The sequence below is a fragment of the Brucella sp. LJL56 genome, from assembly GCF_054871705.1.
Map to the genome: position 1 here is coordinate 83,118 of NZ_JBTXLQ010000002.1, position 16,283 is coordinate 99,400.

A 16,283-nucleotide genomic window follows, 5' to 3' on the forward strand; every position below is an offset into this window, starting at 1 on the left:
CCCGAAACCTGCTTTCAAATTTACGCCAGCCCCATGGCCTTTTCGAAAGAGCGCATGAAAAGCTCGTTCTCTTCCGGTGCACCCACGCTGACGCGGATGAAATTCGTATAGCTTTCCTGCTTCCAGGGTTTCACGATAACGCCGTCCCGCAGGAGCTTTTCGGCAAAAACAACGGAATCTGACTTTACGTCGATGAACAGAAAATTTCCCTTGGAGGGGGCAAAACGGATTTGGCGTTCACTCAAGAAACCGGCCAGACGCCCCCGCTCACTCAGCGCAAGCGCAATCCCCTTTGCAAGATGACCCTTGTCGCGGCGAGCAGCCAGTCCCGCTGCCTGCGCAATACCATTGGCGTTGAAAGGCGTGCGGGCACGATCCAGAAATCCGCGCAATTCCGGGTCACTGACAAGCCCGAACCCGAGACGGGCTCCGGCCAACCCATAAGCCTTTGAAAAAGTGCGCAGCGCCACCCAGTTGAGAGCGCTGTCGCGCAGAAGTGCAGCGGCAGACGGATAATCCTCACCAGCCGCATATTCCGCATAGGCTTCGTCAACAACCAGCAACGTTTCTGGCGAAACAGCCTCGATAACGCGCTGCATAGCTTCCGGTGTCAGCCATGTTCCGACCGGATTGAGCGGATTTGCGAACATCACGAGACGTGGAGCCGTTGCAATCGCAGCCACCAGCGCATCGATATCGACCTCAAGCGACGGCGTCACTTCAACCCGTTCGACGGTCGCGCCCATTGTCGTTGCATAGTCCTCATGCAGCGGAAAGGATGGGTAAAGTGTGACTACCCGCTCGCCGGGCCGCAAAACCGTCCGGCAGATCACGCCGATCAGGTCTTCCGATCCGTTGCCGAGAATGATGCAATCTTGCGGCCAATCGAACTCAGTCGCGATTTCCCGCGTCAGTTCGCGTCCAGATGGATCAGGGTAGAGCCGCAGCAGATCATGGGCACCGGAAAAGAGGGCCTGCACCTTCGGCGAAGGTCCGAGCGGATTTTCGTTGGAGCCCAGTTTTGCAATCGACGGAGGGTGATAACGCGCTTCCACCTCGGCAATGGTAAAACCAGCATTATAGGGGCTAAGGCAGCGAATTTCAGGCCGAATCAGATTCCCAAGCCGGACTTTTTCCTGTGCCATCCACGTTCTCCTCCAATGCAGCGCATCGCATGACGTGCGCCTTTTGGAGAGAAGTTCTAAGACTAAAATCCAATTTTGTATATATATGTATAGACAAGTTATGAAAAAGATGGTCCTATGCTGGGGAGACCACAAAAAATTGCTAAACATTCGACCCGGAACAAGTAGAAGTTCGGGCAACAATATTGTTTTGCCAAAGGTCCGCAGGGGAACATGATGCAGGTTTTATCGCTTTTCGACCTTAGCGGGCGTAAAGCGCTGGTTACCGGTGCGAGCCGGGGACTGGGACAGGCCATTGCCGAAGCACTCGCCTCGGCTGGTGCCGATGTCGCCATTACAGCGCGCAAGTCCGACGATCTTTCGCAAACGGCATCCCGTATCGCCGCCCATGGCCGCACCTCGGCAACTCTTTCTCTCGATGTGCGCGACGTCGCGGCCTGTGGAGCCGCTGTCGCGCAAGCGAAAGATGCTCTCGGCGGCCTCGATATTCTCGTTAACAACGCAGGTTATGAAGAAATCCGTCCCTCGCTCGATGTGGACGAAGCGCTCTGGGATCGCATCGTGGCGACCAATCTCAAAGGCGCGTTCTTTTGCGCGCAGGCCGCCGCCCGCCACATGACAGAGAGCGGGAAGGGTGGGGTGATCATCAATCTGTGCTCGCTGACCTCCTATGTCGGTGTGCCAACCGCCGCTCCCTATGGTTCTTCCAAATCCGGTCTCATGGGTATGACCCATGCTTTGGCGACCGAATGGGCACCTTCCGGCATCCGCGTCAATGGCATTGCGCCAGGCTATTTCCGCACGGCCATGACAGATGTGTTTTATGAAAACGACGACTGGCAGAAGGCGATGTTGGGCAAAATTCCGCAGGGGCGTTTCGGTGCCATGGAAGATGTTGCGGGCGCCGTGGTGTTTCTGGCAAGCGCCGCATCGTCCTATGTCACGGGGCAGGTGATCCCCATCGACGGCGGCTATCTCGCATCAATCTGATATTCTCAAGAAGAATATCAGCAGATAGCGAAATGACATTGAAATAACTTCATAAAGCATCTTCCGATGCTTTGACTGAAATGGGAAACAGCGATGAGTACAACCGAAACCGGAACTGGCCGTAAAGTCTCCAACGGACCGGCTGCCGTATCGGTCAACAATGTCAGCATGATCTATAACGGCTTCCATGCCGTGCGTGCGGCATCTTTCGATCTCGCCAAGGGCCGTTTTCTGACCATTCTCGGGCCATCAGGTTCCGGCAAGACGACGCTTCTCCGCCTCATTGCCGGTTTCCAGAAACCCAGCATCGGCGAAATATTCATCAACGATGAAGCTGTCAGCGCCGTGCCGCCGCACAAGCGCTCCATTGGCATGGTTTTCCAGAAGCTCGCGCTTTTCCCGCATATGACGGCCGCTGAAAATGTCGCGTTTCCGCTGAAAATGCGCCGCTTCGATGCGCGTTCGATCCCTGAGCGGGTGGAACGCTATCTCGACCTCGTTCGTCTGAACGGCCTCGGCGGACGGCGTGTGCACGAGCTTTCCGGCGGCCAGCAGCAGCGCGTCGCCATCGCGCGCGCTCTGGTTTTTGAACCGGACCTGCTTCTGCTCGATGAACCTCTGGCAGCGCTTGACCGCAAGCTGCGCGAGGAAATGCAGCTTGAATTCCGCCGTATCCAGCGTGAACTCGGCGTCACGACCATCAATGTCACCCATGACCAGCGCGAAGCGCTCGTCGTATCTGACGAAATCATCGTCATGGATGGCGGTGAAATCCAGCAGATGGCGCAGCCATCCGAGACCTATCGCAACCCGTCCAATGCCTTTGTAGCGAACTTCATCGGCGTCACCAATTTCATTTCCGGCAAGGTGTCTTCGCTCGACGGCAATCTCGTGCGGGTCGATGCGGGAATGGCTCTCGTAGGCATGGCAGGCGAGGGACGCGGACCGGTTGCCTCCGGCGCAAATGTCTCGTGCGCAATCCGCGCCGAACAGATCCGTATCGGCGGCAACGCCGCAGCGCATGCAGAACTCGATACCGTGCTTGAAGGCATCGTTACGGATGCGATCTTCGAAGGCGAACGCATCGTCTATGAATTGCGGGTTCCTGCCTTGGGAGACGTGTTGATGCGCGTCTTCGATCACGACCCTATCGGCCACAGCCAGTTTGCAGAAGGCGAGACAGTGCATCTTGGCTGGAACGCCCGCGATCTCATCGTCTTTGCCGCATGAATTGAAACGTTACGGGGAAACTCCAGAGGAGAAACAAAATGAGCAATCTGAAGAAGCCTTTTCTGATACTCGACCGCCGCCGCTTCCTGCGGAGCGCAGGCGCTTTTGCCGCAGCAGCCGGCACGACGTCGCTCGGCCTGTCGCACGCTTTCGCTGAAGAACCGGCAAAGCCGAAGGAACTGATCGTTCGCGCCTGGGGCGGCAGTTGGGTGGAAGCGCTGAAAGCTGGCGTGTCCGATCCGTTTACCGCCAAGACCGGCATTTCCATCCGCCACGACCTGACGGAAGACAACGAAATCCAGCCGAAGCTCTGGGCTGCGGTCGCGCAGAAGCGTGTTCCGCCGATCCACGTCAACTGGGATACGACCACCAATGCGACCAAATCGGCATTGCGCGGTGTAACGGAAGACCTGTCGGACCTGTCGAACCTCAAGAACACCACCGATCTTGCCAAGCCGGTTGGTCTCGACGGCTATCCGATCGTCAACACTTACGGCTATGTCTATGTGCTGGCCTATCGTCCGGAAGCCTTCCCGGATGGCCCGCCGAAGTCGTGGCACGCTCTGCTCGATCCGAAGTTCAAGGGCCGCATCGCGCTTTACAACGATGGTATCGGCTTCCACTTCCCGGCGCAGGTTGCCGGTGGCGGCAAGCTGGAAGACATTCCGGGCAACATGCAGCCCGCATGGGATTTCATCACCAAGGTGAAGCAACAGCAGCCGCTTCTCGGCGAAGACCCGGATTTCACCACCTGGTTCCAGAAGGGCGAAATCGATCTGGCCTGCACCATTTCCACCAATGCGCGCGAAGCCCAGAAGAACGGCGTCAAGATCGACTGGACCGTTCCGGAAGAGGGCGCGAAGTTCGACACAGACGGCCTTTGGATTCCAAAGGGCCTGCCGGAAAACGAGCTTTATTGGGCCAAGGAATATATCAACTTCGCGCTTACCAAGGATGCGCAGCAGGTCTGGCTCGACGGCCTTGGCCTGCCTGGCGTCGTGCCGGGCCTGACCCCTCCCGCCGATCTGGTGAACGATCCGGCCTATCCGACCAAGGACGAGGATTTCAAACACCTCATCCGCATCTCGGCAAAAGTGCAGGTGGAAAACGAGAGCGAATGGTTCTCGAAGTTCAAGGCCATCATGCAGGGCTGATCCAGCTCCATAAAAACAAGACGGGTCGCCCGAAAGGGCGATCCTGATGCCCGAAATACCAATACTCAGGAATTGAAAAATGCGAGCGGCACGCACTGCCTATCCGGTTGTCTGGCGCATCATGGACGCGCTGGAAGCAATCGCAGCCTTTCTATGGCCAGCGCGGTTCAATCGCGCCGTGCCCTATCTGATGCTGTTTCCGGCGATTGTTCTGGTCGGGCTGCTGGTGCTGGGCCTGATCCAGATTGGTGACACCAGTCTTCGCACGCTCGACACCTCCACATTCCTGATGTCGGATTATTACACGCTCGCCAATTACAAGCGCGCGCTGACGGAAAGCCTGTTCGCAACCGTGGCATGGCGCAGCCTGTCCGGCTCGCTTGTCGTGACCGCGATCACGCTTCTTCTGGCATTTCCCTATGCCTATCTCATGGTGCGCACGCCATCGGCCGCTTTGCGCAAATTCCTGCTGATCGCGCTGTTTCTGCCCTTCTTCATCGGGCAGGTCGTGCGCGCCTATGGGTGGCTCATCATTCTCGGCAATCAGGGCATGGTGAACGAGGCGCTTGGCCTTGTCGGCATCGCGCCGATGCGGCTGCTCTATAATTATCCGGCGGTTCTGTTCGGCCTCATCCAGTATATGCTGCCATTCGCCGTGCTGATGCTTGCCCCGGCACTGACCGCCATTCCTGAAGAAATGGAAGCGGCGGCAAGCTCGCTTGGCGCAAACTGGCTGCGGACCTTCGCCCATGTCGTCCTGCCCATGGCCCGCCCCGGTTTGATCGGCGCGGGACTGGTGGTGATGACGCTGTCGCTCACCGATTTTGCGGTACCGGCAATCTTAGGCGGCGGATCGCAGGATTTCATCGCCAATGCGATCTATGACCAGTTCTTCCGCACATCCGATCAAGGGCTCGGTGCAACGCTGGCGCTGCTTCTGGTTGGCGTCGGCTCCATCCTCGTCGGGATCGTGTTCACGCTGTTCGGGGCAGGCACGCTTGCCATGGGGAGGACGCGCAAATGACCTCGCCACTGTCGAAATCGATCGTCATATGGACATTCGTGATCGCGGTTCTGGTGCTGCTTTCCGCACCGACCATCGTGGTGCTTGGGGCGTCGTTCACATCCGGCAACATGATCACCTTTCCGCCGGAAGGGTTCTCGCTCAAATGGTATCAGAAGATCGCCGGAACGAGCGACCTCTGGGATGCATTTCTGCGCTCGCTCTATGTCTCCTTCATCTGCACCATCGTCGCCATTCCGGTCGGCACGCTCGCGGGCATAGCGCTGGCGAAATATGCCGTGCGGTTTGAAAAGGCGATCCAGATTTATCTGCTGCTGCCCTTCACCATTCCGCTGATCGGTTCCGGAATCGGTCTCATGCTGATCTTCGGCCAGGCCGGAATTCTGGGCCAGCTCTGGCCGGTGGGGATCGCAGCCTGCGTCATCAATCTGCCTTTCATGATCTGGGCCGTGACGGCAAGCGCCGCCAATCTCGATGCCGATCTGGAACTTGCCGCCGCCAATTGCGGGGCAGGGCCGATCTCGACCTTCTTCTTCGTCACGCTGCCGGTCGTCGTGCCGGGCGTCATCAGCGGCTCGCTTCTGATGTTCATTCTGGCGCTGAACGAATTTCTGGTCAGCCTGCTTCTGGTCGATGCGCGTATCGTGACGCTGCCGGTGCAGATCTACAATTCGATCCGGTCCATCATCACGCCAGACCTTGCGGCCATCTCGGTTGTCTTCATCGCCTGTGCCGCTGCCGCCATCTTCCTGCTCGACCGGCTGGTCGGGCTCGACATCTTCCTCAAATCGAAATGACGGGTTGCGCCACCACCGCAACCAGCAAGGAGCCGATCATGTCCGATGTTTCTTTTCACGAACTGGCTAAACTGGACGACGCAGCGCGCGCCGAACTTCTCAAGCGCTCCGAAACCGATCTATCCGGCTTTATCGAGAAGGTGAAGCCGATCATCGAAGCCGTTCGCACCGAAGGCGATGCGGCGCTTGTCCGCTTTGCACGCGATCTCGACAAGGCGGAAGTCGATCCCGCCAATATCAAGGCGACGGAAGCCGAGTTCGATGCCGCTTTCGACAAGGTGGAGAAAGACGTGATCGAGGCCATCCAGTTCGGCATCGATAATATTCGCCATTTCCATGAGGAGCAGAAGCCGGAGGCCATGTGGCTGAAGGAAATGCGTCCCGGCGCCTTTGCGGGCGACCGATTCACGCCAATTCGCTCCGTCGCGCTCTATATTCCGCGCGGCAAGGGGGCGTTTCCGTCCGTGACCATGATGACCGCAGTTCCGGCTGTAGTTGCTGGCGTGCCTGATCTTGCCATCGTCACTCCGCCCACGCCGGACGGTTCCGTCGATGCCGCAACACTCGTTGCAGCACGCCTTGCCGGTGTGGAAACCGTCTATAAGGTCGGCGGCGCGCAGGCCGTTGCTGCCGTCGCCTATGGCACGGAAACGGTGAAACCGGCGCTCAAGATCGTCGGCCCCGGCAGCCCATGGGTGGTCGCAGCCAAGCGCCTGCTTGGCGGCGTCATCGATCCCGGCCTGCCTGCGGGCCCTTCCGAAGCTGTCATTTTCGCCGACGACACGGTGAAGGGCGGGCTTGCCGCGCTCGACCTTTTGATCGAGGCGGAACATGGCCCGGATTCGTCGGCATGGCTCGTCACGCACAGCCGCCGCGTCGCGGAAGAAGCGCTGGCTGCATTGCCGGACCATTGGGCACGCATGACAGAACAGCGCGTCGGCTTCTCCAAAACCGTGCTTACCGGCAAATATGGCGGCATCGTCCTGACGTCCTCCGTGGAAGAGAGCTACAAGTTCATCAATGATTATGCGCCGGAACATCTGGAGCTTCTCTCGACCGATCCGTTCGCGCATCTCGGCCACATCACCGAAGCTGCCGAAATCCTGATGGGCCCGCACACGCCGGTCGTCATCGGCAATTTCGGCCTTGGGCCGAACGCCGTGCTGCCCACCAGCCGCTGGGCGCGCACCTATGGCCCGCTTTCGGTGACGGATTTCGTCAAGCGTTCGTCCATCGGCTATGTGACGGCATCTGCTTATCCGGAATTTGCAAAGCATGCCCGCACGCTGGCGCGTTATGAAGGCTTCTCCTCACACGAGAACGCCGTGTCGGAAATCCGCAAGGATTATCTGTAAGGTCTGGAGGGACGGCGATGAAGGCTGTCAGGCTTTATGCGGCGAAGGATTTGCGGGTCGAGACAATCGACCCGCCGACGCATCTGGAGCCGGGCTGGGTTCGGTTGAAGGTGTCGGCTGCGGGCATCTGCGGCTCCGATCTGCATAATTTCATGACCGGCCAGTGGATCAGCCGTTCGCCCTCTGTCGCTGGCCATGAATTTGCTGGCATCGTGACTGAAAGCGGCGCTGGCGTGACCGGTTTCAAACTCGGCGATACGGTCATTGCCGATTCCCGCTACTGGTGTGGCGAATGCCCGTCCTGCAAAAGCGGCAGGCACAATGTCTGTGAAACGCTTGGTTTCATCGGCGAAGTCTGCGATGGCGGTTTTGCCGAGGAGACAGCACTTCCCGCACGGCTCCTCGTTCATTACGATCAGGCCATCAACCCGGTGGTCGCCGCCATGGGCGAGCCGCTTTCGGTGGCGCTACACGCCATCCGCAAGCAGCGCGTGCCTTCGGGCGAAGCGGTTCTCGTTGTGGGTTGCGGGCCAATCGGCGGGCTTGCAGCGCTTCTTCTCTCCCCCCTGCATGACGGTCCCGTACTGGTCTGCGACCGCAACGACCAGCGCGCCAATCTCGTTTCAACAGTCACCGGTGCAATCAAGGTTCCGCTCGACAAGTCGGCAATTGAAGCCGCACTTGATGGCCAGCCAATCCGCTATGCGATCGATGCCACCGGCAATGTCAGCGTCCTCCAGGCAACGCTCGACGTGCTTTCCGGCGGCGGCTCGCTGGCATTGGTCGGCATATCCCATGGCAGGATCGAGCTTGATCCGAACATTCTGGTCGAGCGGGAAATCAGCCTGATCGGCTGCCATGCCTATCAGGACGAACTGCATGAAATTGCAAAAATTCTGCCCGATCTTGAGGCGCCGCTGTTGCAGCTTGTCGACCGGGAAATCTCGCTCGATGAGGTCCCGGACGCCTATGCCCGGCTAATAGCCGGTGAGGCGAACGGCTTGAAAACGATCATACGGACAGGGATGTGACCCATGGGCGCTGGCGACAAATTGGAACCCCATCATATCGCCGGCATCGAACTGCCCGAAACCGCCGGGCCGCTCTATGAGAAGGTCAAGGCGCAGGTGCTGGATAATATCCGCTCCGGCCGCTGGCCGGGCAATCACCGCCTGCCTTCGGAACATGAGCTGGTGGATGCGCTTGGCATTTCCCGCATGACCGTCAACCGCGCGCTGCGAGAACTGACCGATCAGGGCATATTGAAGCGTATTCAGGGCGTCGGCACTTTCGTCGCGCCCCCGAAGCCGGAAACAACGCTGATCGAAGTCGTCAACATCGCCAATGAAATCAAGGCTCGGGGCGGACAGCACAGCGCCGAGGTCGTCACCCTTGAAATCATCGAGCCGACGCCCGGTCTTCTCAATGCGTTTGAACTGCAAAGGAGCATTCCCATCGCCCATTCGCTGATCGTACATCTCGAAAACGATGTGCCGGTGCAGCTTGAGGAGCGCTTCGTCAATACAAGCCTCGTGCGGCACTACGAATTGCAGGATTTCCGGGCTATCACGACTTACGATTATCTTCAGAAAAGCACCCCGATGACCGAGGTTGAGCAGGTCATTTCGGCAATCACACCCGACGCAGAAATTACGCGTCTGTTGCGTCTCGACGATGGCATCGCCTGTGTGCTTCTGGACCGCCGGACATGGACAGGCGAGACGGTGGCGACCGTCAACAAGCTGATCTACGCCGGTAATCGCTACCGTCTCGGCAGCCGTTACAAGCCTGAAATCTATAGATAATCCAAACCACTCCGTAACGATCACATTTATCTGATCCGGTGCTTTTCACCGGCTGTGTTGACATTTGCCGATTCTCGTAACATCTATTGTTACATGAAAAGAGACAGCAAATTATCGGGCGTTCTGCACGTCCTCCTTCACATGGCGGAACATAAAGGGCCGGTCACGTCTGAGGCTCTTGCCAAGGCCATGACCACCAATCCGGTCGTCGTGAGACGTGTCATGGGCGGTCTGCGCGAGCAGGGCTACGTTCGCTCGGAAAAGGGACATGGTGGCGGTTGGGAAATCGCCTGCGACCTCAACAAGGTTACCCTGCGCGACATTTACGAAGCCATCGGGGAGCCGGCGCTCCTGGCCATGGGCAACCGCACTGAAATGCCGGGCTGTCTGGTGGAGCAGGCGGTAAATGCCTCGCTGAGCAAGGCATTTAACGACGCCGAAAACCTTCTTCTGGGGCGTTTTGGCGAGGTCACGCTTGCCATGCTGAGCGCAGATTTTCATCAGCGCGCACTGGAGCGCGGCGTAACATTCGATCTGGAGAGCAACCATGCATCATGATGCAATCATCATCGGCGGCAGCTTCGCGGGCTTGTCGGCTGCAACCTATCTGGCGCGCGGCAGACGATCTGTCCGCGTGATCGACGCCGGAAAACCGCGCAACCGTTTCGCCGAACATTCGCATGGTTTCTTTGCGCAGGACGGCAGCAATCCATTGTCCATGCTGGAAACGGCAAAGGCGCAGGTCGAAGCCTATCCGACCGTGACCTTTACGCAAGGTAAGGCCGTTTCCGGTAGTGGCGAAATCGACAATTTTACGATCGAACTCGATAGCGGAGAGATGGTTGAGGGACGCAGACTGATCCTTGCTTTCGGCATATCGGATGATCTGCCGGATATTCCCGGCCTCGCGGAGCGATGGGGAAATACCGTCATTCATTGTCCCTATTGCCACGGCTATGAATTCAGCGACCGGCAGCTTGGTGTTCTCAATCTGTCGCCCATGTCGGTGCATCAGGCCATGCTGATCTCCGAATGGGGACCGACAACCTTCTTCATCGATAAGGGACTGGAACCGGATGCAGAGGCATTCGCAGAACTGGAACGGCGCGGCGTGAAGATCGAACACAGCCCTGTCGGTGCATTGCACGGCGAGGGGGCCGACATTTCAGAGGTCGAGCTTGAAGATGGGCGACTGGTTCCACTCAATGCGCTTTACATCGGACCACGCAATCGGCTGAACAGCCAGATTGCCGACACGTTCGGCTGCGCAATGGATGAACTGCCGCTCGGCAGAACGATACAGACGGACGGACTGAAGACGACAACCGTGCCCGGAATTTTTGCAGCAGGCGATATTACTCGTGGCGCGCACAGCGTCGCCTGGTCTGTGGCTGATGGCGTGACGGCAGGAACTGCGGCGCATCGATCCCTGGTGTTTTAGCCTCCCAATTTGTTGCATTCCGGCTACATTGGCGCTCCTGTCTGCAATCGTCATATATCAGCCTCTTGCTTACGCGCTCCAGTCCTGCAAATTCAACGTTCGTGGCCCTTCCCGCAGCGGAGATTCCTGGGCCGGATCGAGGAATTCATGGACACTGGGTCAGTTAGCTCAAGACCGCTCGCAGGCATTGCGCTTGCCTGCGGCGGTTACGCTTGTTTTGCCCTTCAGGATGCGATGGTAAAATGGCTCGTGGCGACCTATCAGGTGCCGCAGATATTGTTCATGCGCAGTCTGGTGATCGTGCTCATTACCGGCGTGCTGATACGTTATCGCCGTCATCCATCGATTTTCCGAAGCCCTTATCGCAACACCGTCGTTCTGCGTGCTGCACTTATGCTTGGAGCGTGGCTGCTGTTCTACAATGCAGCCCGCCATCTCGAGCTGGCTGAGCTGACCACGCTTTATTTCTCTGCACCTATAATGGTCATGTTCCTGTCGATCCTTGTCCTCAAGGAGAAAATCGGGCCGGGAAGATGGATCGCCTGCGCCATAGGATTCATCGGCGTAACGGTTGCGGCCAATCCGACCCATTCGCCCAATCTCATTCCTGCTGCCATGTGCATCGTGGCGGGTTTCTGCTGGGCATGGAGCACGATCCTGATCCGGCTCGTCAGCCGCAGCGAAACCACGATGACGCAGATGTATGCGACCAGCCTGTTGTTCGGTCTGGCCTGTGCACTGTCCTTTCCATGGACATGGCAGGACCCCGATCTCTCCGGCTGGCTTCTGATGATCTGTCTTGGGCTTGTATCGACGCTCGGCCAGTTCCTTCTTTATGAAGGATTTCGCCACGCACCCGCCTCGGCACTGGCGCCGGTGGAATATAGCGGGCTCATCTGGGCCTTTATCTACGGCTATCTCATCTGGGCAGAGGTTCCAGCCGCAAATGTGTTTGCCGGTGCATTCCTGATCGTGCTGGCAAGTCTGTTGCTCATCGCCTGGGAGCAGCGACAGGCAAACCTGCGCAAGCGCCGCGCCCCCTGTTGAGACGCGGCAGTATCGCTATTGCAAATGCTAGACCGCTTCTGCGGTCTGCCTGAGTGGCAGCGGGAATAGTCTGTCATATGCGATGTTGAACACGAACGCATAGACCAGATAGAAGACGACAATCGCTATATCCATCACGAGAGCGGTCATCAGCGAAATTCCCAGATACCAGGCGATGAACGGGATCAGAAGCACGATCAACCCGGCTTCGAAAAGGATCGCGTGAAGAACCCGGACGGCCATGCTCTTGTTGACGCTGCCGGTGAAGCGCAGCATCGCCTTGTCAAAGCCCAGATTGAACAGAAAATTCCACACGGTCGCGGTCGTTGCCGAAACAATGCCGATAACGCCCATCTCTGCGGCAGGCTTGTCCAGAATGAAGGCGGAACCGGGTATGAAGATCGCCAGACCGATGATTTCGAACATCGTTGCGTGGCGGACACGGTCCATAAAACTGCGCATTTCCTTTAATCCCTGTTGTTAATGCGCGTGCTTCTATCTTATTATGCCAGTAAGAAAAGTTAGATATTATCTGGATTTACGATAGATGGGTATCGAACTGGAGCAACTCGAGGCCTTTGTGGCCTCTGCTGATCACGGATCATTCTCCGCCGCCGCGCGATATTTGCGCAAGGCGCAGTCTGCGGTCAGCGTGCTGGTTTCCTCACTGGAAGACGATCTCGACGTCAAGCTGTTCAGCCGTGCAACCCGCAATCCGGTGTTGACGGAGGCGGGAGCGAGGCTGTTGCCGGAAGCGCGGCTGCTGCTTGCAAGACGGGAGCATCTGATTTCCGTCGCCAGAAATTTCGGCGATCATGTGGAAAGCCGTCTCGTGGTTGCAATCGACGAGCTTTACCCCGAACCGGCCATCGCGACGCTGTTTGCAGCCTTTGCGCAGGAGTTTCCGCATGTAGAGCTTGAACTGACCTTTCCGCCTTCAACCGCGATAAGCGGGCTTGTACTGGAGGGAAGGGCGGACCTCGGCGTCATGTGGCGCGCCGAGCAAATGCCTGATGAGCTCGGCTTCCATACGATCGGCTGGGTGCCTCTGGTGCTGGTCTGCGGACATGAGCACCCTTTGGCTCATGCGGTGGTGAGTTGGGAAGATCTGAGATCATATCGCCAGATCATGGCCCGGAAACACAGCGACACCGCAGAAAGCCGCCGTCTGCGGGTCGGTGCCGAGGTCTGGTGGGTGGAAAGCCACTGGGTCATCCTGCAGATCCTCACGCGAGGGATCGGCTGGGCGTTCATTCCAGAACATATCTTGAAGGACTCACCGCTGGCGCCGGAACTTGTCATTCCGAAACTGCAGTTCGATGAAGGTGCGCATCCGGTCGCGCTGGAGCTGATTTGGAACAAGCGGCGACGGCAGGGGCCAGCCGCCCAATGGCTGCAGGAGCGCTTTGCCAAGAGCCGCTTTTGAACTTTTGATAAAGAAGATGCAAAGGGCAGGGAATGACCCTGCCCAAAGCGGATTTATACTTTTGCGGCTTCCACGAAGCGCGGATCGAAGGTTTGCGCAAATGAGATATCCGCACTTGCCAGTTCCGGATCGAGCGCCTTCAGCATTTCGAACAGGCTCTTGAAGCCGTCTTCCGCGATCAGGCCCTTTTCAGAATACATGGCGCGGGACTTCTCGAAGCCGGTTTTGTAAAGCGCGCGGTCGCCGAGCAGATATTCTTCCGGCACAGCATCTGCCACGTCATCGGCGGAAGCCTTGTGAATCCAGTTCAGCGATTTGACGAAAGCATTCACGACACGCTGCGTGGTAACAGGATTTGCATCGATGAAGCTCTGCTGCAGATAAACGGTTGCGGCTGGATTGGTGCCGCCGAAGAGCTGGCGGGTGCCTTCTTCGGTGCGCGTATCGAGAAGCAGCGTGATGTCGCCGTCCACTTCCAGTCGCGTGATGACCGGATCGAGATGAACGAGGGCTGCAATTTCGCCCTTCTTGATGGCTGCGACAGCGCTTGCGCCACCGCCGACACCGATGATCGAAGCGGCATCTTCGGGAAGGCCGTTCTTGATGAGCGCATATTGCAGCAACAGCGATGTTGAAGAACCGGGCGCCGTGACGCCGACATTCTGGCCCTTGAGATCGGCAATCGTCTTGATTTCACCGGCAAGGTCCTTGCGCACGCCGATGCAGATGCCGGGAAAGCGGCCAAGTTCGCAGACAGCCTTGATATCCTGCCCCTTGTTCTGCATGCGAATGGTGTGTTCGTATGCACCGGTCACCACATCGACCGAACCGCCGATCAGCGCCTGCAAGGACTTTGCGCCGCCACCGAAATCATTGATGGTCGCCTTGATGCCTTCTTCCTCGAAGAAACCCTTGCGCTCGGCAATGGTGAGCGGAAGGTAATAGAAGAGCGGCTTACCGCCGACACCGAACATCAGCTCCGGCTTTTCCGGTGTCGCGGATGCATCCTGCGCATAGGCTGGCAAGCGCGAGGCGATGCCCGCAAGCCCGAAGGCGGCGGCGCCCAGCAATATATCTCTACGCGTTGTCCTCATGGTTTCCTCCTTGAATCTTTTTAACCGTTGTGTCCGGCAGCTTTCGGGCGCCAGACAAGCAGGCGTGCTTCAACGATGGATACGCCCCAGTCGATGACGAGCACGAATGCCGTCAGCACCAGCATTCCGGCAAAGACGCCAGTGACATCGAACACGCCTTCCGCCTGATGGATCAGGTAGCCGAGACCGGCCGATGAACCGAGATATTCGCCGACCACCGCGCCGACGACGGCAAAGCCGACAGCCGTGTGCAGGCTTGAGAACATCCACGACAGCGCAGATGGCAGATAGACATTGCGCAGAAGCTGGCGCTCGTTCATGCCGAGCATACGCGCATTGGCGAGTACTGTCTGGTTCACTTCCTTCACGCCCTGATAGACGTTGAAGAAGACGATGAAGAAAACCAGTGAAACGCCGAGCGCCACCTTCGACCAGATGCCGAGGCCGAGCCACAGCGCGAAGATTGGTGCCAGCACCACGCGCGGCAGAGAATTGGCCGCCTTCACATAAGGGTCGAAGATCGCTGCGAGCAGGGGCTTGCGGGCAAACCAGAACCCGATCAGCACGCCGCCGATTGCGCCGATAGCAAAGGCCAGCATCGCTTCAAGCAGCGTGATGCCGAGGTGATACCAGATCGTTCCATCGGAGAACCATTTATAGATGCGCTGCGCCACATCGCCCGGCGTCGCAAAGAAGAACTTCGCCTTGGCCGGATTGCCCAGCAGATGGGTGGCGGTGAAGAGGTGCCAGACCAGAATCACGACGACAGCCACGCTGAGCTGCGCCAGAAACAGCATAACAGGCTTTTTCATTTCTGTTCCCCACTCGTCTGCTGATAGCCCTTGAGAACCTCTTCCTTGAGCGCACTCCATATTTCACGATGAATTTCGTGAAACTTGTCATCGAGGCGAATTTCGGAAATCTCGCGCGGGCGGGCGAGGGGGATCTTATATTCCGCCATGATGCGGGCACGCGGTCCGGCGGACATGATGACGACGCGATCCGCCAGCGCGATGGCTTCTTCCAGATCGTGGGTCACGAACATGACGGCCTTCTTGTCCTGCGACCAGAGATCGAGCAAAAGGTCACCCATGATGACGCGGGTTTGCGCATCGAGCGGGCCGAAGGGTTCATCCATCAGCAGATATTTCGGATTGCGGATCAGTACCTGCGCAAGACCGACGCGCTTGCGCTGTCCACCAGAAAGCATATGCGGATATCGATCGCCAAAACTTGCAAGGCCGACGCGGCCAAGCCATTCACGAGCCTGCTCGCGTGCCCGCGCTTTTGGCGTGCCTGCAATCTCCAGCCCGATGGAAACATTATCCAGCACTGTCTTCCATGGCATGAGCGCATCCTGCTGGAAGAGGTAACCTGCCTTGCGATTGAGACCTTGTAACTGCTGGCCGTTTATTTCGACGGTGCCAGCGGCCGGCACGAGAAGCCCGGCAACAGCATTGAGCAATGTGGATTTTCCGCAACCGGTCGGACCGACAATCGCAACGAATTCGTTTTCAGCAACTTCAAGATTGCTTTCGGCAACGGCGTCGAAACGACCGCCATCGGCCAGCTTGAACGAAATCTGCACATCCTTGAGCGCGATTACTGCCTTGCCTGTTTCCTCCGGTCGAATACGGCTTGGTTCGGCGTTCATCGCTTGTCACATCCGGTAAACTGACGATGCGCTTTGCCATAACGGCTCATATATCCGCTCCTTTTCGGGTAGCGCCTCATAAACGGGGGAACAGACAAGATGCATAAACTTGTCCGTCATA

General features: G+C 57.9%; 17 protein-coding genes. 12 read left to right on the forward strand and 5 right to left on the reverse strand.

Annotated features, from left to right (window positions below):
- Window positions 1-20: 20 nt before the first annotated feature.
- Window positions 21-1,145 carry a histidinol-phosphate transaminase gene (locus tag ACYSN1_RS09010; protein WP_461725364.1) on the reverse strand — a complete coding sequence of 375 codons (1,125 nt, stop codon included), beginning with the start codon at window positions 1,143-1,145 and terminating at the stop codon, window positions 21-23.
- Between the two features lie 216 nt (window positions 1,146-1,361).
- Between ACYSN1_RS09010 and ACYSN1_RS09015 the strand changes: the two genes are divergently transcribed.
- From ACYSN1_RS09015 to ACYSN1_RS09065, 11 genes are all read left to right on the forward strand, one after another.
- Window positions 1,362-2,135 carry an SDR family NAD(P)-dependent oxidoreductase gene (locus tag ACYSN1_RS09015; RefSeq protein WP_461725860.1) on the forward strand — a complete coding sequence of 258 codons (774 nt, stop codon included), beginning with the start codon at window positions 1,362-1,364 and terminating at the stop codon, window positions 2,133-2,135.
- A 93-nt stretch (window positions 2,136-2,228) separates the two neighbouring features.
- Entirely contained in the window at window positions 2,229-3,365 is a 1,137-nt protein-coding gene (locus ACYSN1_RS09020; protein ID WP_461725365.1) for an ABC transporter ATP-binding protein, read from the forward strand.
- Window positions 3,366-3,403: 38 nt separating this feature from the next.
- A complete protein-coding gene (locus tag ACYSN1_RS09025) occupies window positions 3,404-4,519 on the forward strand; it encodes an ABC transporter substrate-binding protein (protein ID WP_461725366.1) in 1,116 nt (371 codons plus the stop codon).
- 79 nt (window positions 4,520-4,598) lie between these two features.
- A complete protein-coding gene (locus ACYSN1_RS09030) occupies window positions 4,599-5,543 on the forward strand; it encodes an ABC transporter permease (RefSeq protein WP_461725367.1) in 945 nt (314 codons plus the stop codon).
- Window positions 5,540-6,340: an ABC transporter permease gene (locus ACYSN1_RS09035; protein ID WP_461725368.1), complete on the forward strand. Its 801-nt coding sequence runs from the start codon at window positions 5,540-5,542 to the stop codon at window positions 6,338-6,340. Before ACYSN1_RS09030 ends, ACYSN1_RS09035 begins: the two co-directional genes overlap by 4 nt.
- Before the next feature lie 38 nt (window positions 6,341-6,378).
- Window positions 6,379-7,695 carry a histidinol dehydrogenase gene (gene hisD, locus ACYSN1_RS09040; protein ID WP_010658779.1) on the forward strand — a complete coding sequence of 439 codons (1,317 nt, stop codon included), beginning with the start codon at window positions 6,379-6,381 and terminating at the stop codon, window positions 7,693-7,695.
- Between the two features lie 17 nt (window positions 7,696-7,712).
- Complete coding sequence (locus tag ACYSN1_RS09045; protein WP_461725369.1) at window positions 7,713-8,726, forward strand: zinc-dependent alcohol dehydrogenase; 1,014 nt, start codon at window positions 7,713-7,715, stop codon at window positions 8,724-8,726.
- A gap of 3 nt (window positions 8,727-8,729) precedes the next feature.
- Window positions 8,730-9,500, forward strand: a complete 771-nt coding sequence (hutC, locus tag ACYSN1_RS09050) for a histidine utilization repressor (RefSeq protein WP_461725370.1) — start codon at window positions 8,730-8,732, stop codon at window positions 9,498-9,500.
- 93 nt (window positions 9,501-9,593) lie between these two features.
- Complete coding sequence (locus ACYSN1_RS09055; RefSeq protein WP_461725371.1) at window positions 9,594-10,058, forward strand: Rrf2 family transcriptional regulator; 465 nt, start codon at window positions 9,594-9,596, stop codon at window positions 10,056-10,058.
- Window positions 10,048-10,941: an NAD(P)/FAD-dependent oxidoreductase gene (locus ACYSN1_RS09060; protein WP_461725372.1), complete on the forward strand. Its 894-nt coding sequence runs from the start codon at window positions 10,048-10,050 to the stop codon at window positions 10,939-10,941. The genes ACYSN1_RS09055 and ACYSN1_RS09060 overlap by 11 nt, the downstream gene beginning before the upstream one ends.
- A 147-nt stretch (window positions 10,942-11,088) precedes the next feature.
- Window positions 11,089-11,988 (forward strand): DMT family transporter, encoded by a 900-nt coding sequence (locus ACYSN1_RS09065; RefSeq protein WP_140019290.1) that lies wholly within the window; start codon window positions 11,089-11,091, stop codon window positions 11,986-11,988.
- A gap of 27 nt (window positions 11,989-12,015) precedes the next feature.
- Here ACYSN1_RS09065 and ACYSN1_RS09070 read toward each other — a convergent pair whose 3' ends face one another.
- Window positions 12,016-12,450, reverse strand: coding sequence for a PACE efflux transporter (locus ACYSN1_RS09070; protein WP_461725373.1), 435 nt, complete (start codon window positions 12,448-12,450; stop codon window positions 12,016-12,018).
- A gap of 85 nt (window positions 12,451-12,535) precedes the next feature.
- On the opposite strand from ACYSN1_RS09070, the gene ACYSN1_RS09075 reads away from it, so the two are divergent.
- Window positions 12,536-13,414 carry a LysR family transcriptional regulator gene (locus tag ACYSN1_RS09075; RefSeq protein ID WP_461725374.1) on the forward strand — a complete coding sequence of 293 codons (879 nt, stop codon included), beginning with the start codon at window positions 12,536-12,538 and terminating at the stop codon, window positions 13,412-13,414.
- Window positions 13,415-13,467: 53 nt separating this feature from the next.
- Here the strand turns inward: ACYSN1_RS09075 and ACYSN1_RS09080 are convergent, their stop codons facing one another.
- From ACYSN1_RS09080 to ACYSN1_RS09090, 3 genes are read right to left on the reverse strand one after another with little or no spacing between them, the layout of a single operon-like run.
- Window positions 13,468-14,508 (reverse strand): ABC transporter substrate-binding protein, encoded by a 1,041-nt coding sequence (locus tag ACYSN1_RS09080; protein WP_105544389.1) that lies wholly within the window; start codon window positions 14,506-14,508, stop codon window positions 13,468-13,470.
- A 20-nt stretch (window positions 14,509-14,528) separates the two neighbouring features.
- Entirely contained in the window at window positions 14,529-15,320 is a 792-nt protein-coding gene (locus tag ACYSN1_RS09085; RefSeq protein ID WP_461725375.1) for an ABC transporter permease, read from the reverse strand.
- The gene (locus ACYSN1_RS09090) at window positions 15,317-16,162 is read right to left on the reverse strand and encodes an ABC transporter ATP-binding protein (protein ID WP_461725376.1); all 846 of its coding nucleotides are present in this window, start codon (window positions 16,160-16,162) and stop codon (window positions 15,317-15,319) included. Before ACYSN1_RS09090 ends, ACYSN1_RS09085 begins: the two co-directional genes overlap by 4 nt.
- Window positions 16,163-16,283: the final 121 nt, after the last annotated feature.

Coding starts and splice junctions, on each gene's coding strand:
- ACYSN1_RS09010 (WP_461725364.1), bottom strand. CDS start 1,145: ATGGCACAGGAAAAAGTCCGGCTTGGGAATCTGATTCGGCCTGAAATT.
- ACYSN1_RS09015 (WP_461725860.1), top strand. CDS start 1,362: ATGCAGGTTTTATCGCTTTTCGACCTTAGCGGGCGTAAAGCGCTGGTT.
- ACYSN1_RS09020 (WP_461725365.1), top strand. CDS start 2,229: ATGAGTACAACCGAAACCGGAACTGGCCGTAAAGTCTCCAACGGACCG.
- ACYSN1_RS09025 (WP_461725366.1), top strand. CDS start 3,404: ATGAGCAATCTGAAGAAGCCTTTTCTGATACTCGACCGCCGCCGCTTC.
- ACYSN1_RS09030 (WP_461725367.1), top strand. CDS start 4,599: ATGCGAGCGGCACGCACTGCCTATCCGGTTGTCTGGCGCATCATGGAC.
- ACYSN1_RS09035 (WP_461725368.1), top strand. CDS start 5,540: ATGACCTCGCCACTGTCGAAATCGATCGTCATATGGACATTCGTGATC.
- hisD (WP_010658779.1), top strand. CDS start 6,379: ATGTCCGATGTTTCTTTTCACGAACTGGCTAAACTGGACGACGCAGCG.
- ACYSN1_RS09045 (WP_461725369.1), top strand. CDS start 7,713: ATGAAGGCTGTCAGGCTTTATGCGGCGAAGGATTTGCGGGTCGAGACA.
- hutC (WP_461725370.1), top strand. CDS start 8,730: ATGGGCGCTGGCGACAAATTGGAACCCCATCATATCGCCGGCATCGAA.
- ACYSN1_RS09055 (WP_461725371.1), top strand. CDS start 9,594: ATGAAAAGAGACAGCAAATTATCGGGCGTTCTGCACGTCCTCCTTCAC.
- ACYSN1_RS09060 (WP_461725372.1), top strand. CDS start 10,048: ATGCATCATGATGCAATCATCATCGGCGGCAGCTTCGCGGGCTTGTCG.
- ACYSN1_RS09065 (WP_140019290.1), top strand. CDS start 11,089: ATGGACACTGGGTCAGTTAGCTCAAGACCGCTCGCAGGCATTGCGCTT.
- ACYSN1_RS09070 (WP_461725373.1), bottom strand. CDS start 12,450: ATGCGCAGTTTTATGGACCGTGTCCGCCACGCAACGATGTTCGAAATC.
- ACYSN1_RS09075 (WP_461725374.1), top strand. CDS start 12,536: ATGGGTATCGAACTGGAGCAACTCGAGGCCTTTGTGGCCTCTGCTGAT.
- ACYSN1_RS09080 (WP_105544389.1), bottom strand. CDS start 14,508: ATGAGGACAACGCGTAGAGATATATTGCTGGGCGCCGCCGCCTTCGGG.
- ACYSN1_RS09085 (WP_461725375.1), bottom strand. CDS start 15,320: ATGAAAAAGCCTGTTATGCTGTTTCTGGCGCAGCTCAGCGTGGCTGTC.
- ACYSN1_RS09090 (WP_461725376.1), bottom strand. CDS start 16,162: ATGAACGCCGAACCAAGCCGTATTCGACCGGAGGAAACAGGCAAGGCA.